This is a genomic window from Kamptonema sp. UHCC 0994, from assembly GCF_029167235.1.
Classification (GTDB): domain Bacteria; phylum Cyanobacteriota; class Cyanobacteriia; order Cyanobacteriales; family Microcoleaceae; genus Kamptonema.
In genome coordinates, this window is sequence record NZ_JARFTR010000032.1 from 1 (window position 1) to 2,255 (window position 2,255).

Annotated in this window: 2 protein-coding genes; both read left to right on the forward strand. The window is 36.5% G+C overall.

Annotated features, from left to right (window positions below):
* Window positions 1–65 precede the first annotated feature (65 nt).
* Window positions 66–842 carry an ABC transporter permease gene (locus tag PY364_RS02770; protein WP_275520336.1) on the forward strand — a complete coding sequence of 259 codons (777 nt, stop codon included), beginning with the start codon at window positions 66–68 and terminating at the stop codon, window positions 840–842.
* 71 nt (window positions 843–913) lie between these two features.
* Entirely contained in the window at window positions 914–2,227 is a 1,314-nt protein-coding gene (locus PY364_RS02775) for a protein arginine N-methyltransferase (protein WP_275520334.1), read from the forward strand.
* Window positions 2,228–2,255 lie beyond the last annotated feature (28 nt).

Sequence of the window (2,255 nt, forward strand, 5' to 3'; positions counted from 1 at the left end):
GCGGTATCTTTACCGCCCAGAGGGCGGCGTTACAACGCTCAAAACTTCCTCACCTAATTCTTAACATGACAGAATCCCCACTCAAACATATTGTAGCTGACACTCTTACCGTTTTTTGGGGAGATTGGTTAGATTTACGAATCAGAATTCTCCCAGTTGCGGCTGCTGGTTTAGTATCACCAATCATCTATATTTTAGCCTTTGGTTTGGGATTAGGTAGTTCATTGCCTAAACCCGCCATTGGCGGCAATTACTTAGAGTTTATGTTACCAGGAATGGTAGCTTTATCGTCAATGACAATCAGTTTTAGCGGTACGGTATTTTCCATTTGTGGGGAACGCCTATACACTAAAACTTTTGAGGAATTACTATTACTGCCAGTGCATCCTTTAGCTTTGCATACTGGTAAAATGCTAGCGGGAATTGTCCGGGGTTTACTAACTTCGGCTTCAGTGATTTTAGTAGCAGTTTTATTCACTCAAAAGCTGGTATTTCTCAATCCGCTATTTTTGCTGGTAATAGTGCTCAATTGTGCGGTATTTTCTGGTTTGGGTGTAATTGTAGGGTTGACGGTAAAATCCCTGGAAGCTGTTGGTTTATATAACAATTTCCTTATAGTTCCCATGTCATTTTTGGGAGCAACTTTTTTCGATCCTGCAACTTTGCCAATGGCTTTGAAAACAATAGTTTATCTCTTGCCACTGACTTATGCTAGTATTGGATTGAGAGCCGCAGCCTACGATTTAACCAAGTTTCCTTGGTATATTGTGCCGATTTTATTGGGTGCAGCAGTTATTTTTTCTCTAATTGGGGCTCGCCAATTTTCGACCCAGCAGGATTAGTTTAATTCGATTCTCACGTAACGCCGCCCTCTGGGCGGTATCTTTACCATCCAGAGGTCAGTATTACAACTATGATGAGTATAGAAAAGAGTTTTCAGATAGCTTTGAACTATCAACAAAACGAACAATTACAAGAAGCTGAATCTATTTATCTTCAAATCTTAGCAGTTCAGAGAAATCACATTGAGAGTATAAGTAACTTAGGCGTTATTTATAAAAGGCAAGGTGATATAGAAAAAGCCATAGAGTTTTATCGATTAGCACTTTCTTTTGATTCTAACTATGAGATTGGCTTATCTAATTTAGCTAATTGTCTGATGGAATTAGAAGAATTTAATGAAGCTCTTGTATGTTTTAAGCGTTTGGTAGAAATTCAACCAGATTCTTTAAATACTTTAAGGCAAATCGGAGCAGTTTTGATTCAAAAAGGTCAATTAGATGAAGCAATTACCTATTTTAAAACTGCCTTAGAAAAATTACCTACTGATGTTGAATCTCATTGGTCAATTGGAAATATATTAGTACGACAAAATCGCCTCTTTGAAGCCAGAGATATATTTACGAATATCTTGCAATTGCATCCCAGTCATGTTAACTCTCAGAGATGGTTATCCTTTGTCAATCATTTATTGAGTGACCATCATCAAGTTGCCTTTGATTATCAAGAAACTGCTATAAATTTTGAGATTACAGGCAAAAATCTCGGTGTTGAAATTGCTCACACATCAGGTCATTTTTATGAATTGGCTGAATTGGAATTTATCGATAAAAATGTTAAAGTTAAAAATCCTGTGATTGTAGATGTAGGAGCAAATACTGGCAACCATTTAGTCTATTTTGCCAAAGTGATGACAGCGGCTAAAGTGATTCCTATTGAGTTTCATCCAGGTGCAATTGATTTGTTAAAAAGAAATATATTTTTAAATCAACTTAGTAATGTAGATTTATCCAAATTAGGCTATGCTGTTGGCCGATTTCCAGGCAAATCTACTCTGGTAGAACATCCAGCCGGGGATTTGTGTTTAAATGAAGTGGTAGCTAGTGCAACGGGGGAAATAGAAGTTCTGCCTTTGGATGAATTAGTACAAGAGCCAATAGATTTAATCAAAATCGATGTGGAAGGGTTAGAAATTGATGTTTTAGAAGGAGCTAAAAAGATATTATTAAAATATCAACCGGACGTAATCATCGAAGTTAGGAGAGTGAATCAAAAGAGATTAATGAATTTTTTAGAAACAATTAGTTATCGCGTCCTTAGACAGTTTGATTATTGGAAATATAGTAATTTTTATCTACAGCCTATTCGCGAATTAAGCCAACCAAAGCAACTTGATAGTCAGGTAAGCTTGGATTTTTTTAGAGGGAAGTCATTGGAAATATTTTAACAGGACTTATGCAAAATTATCCGTAACG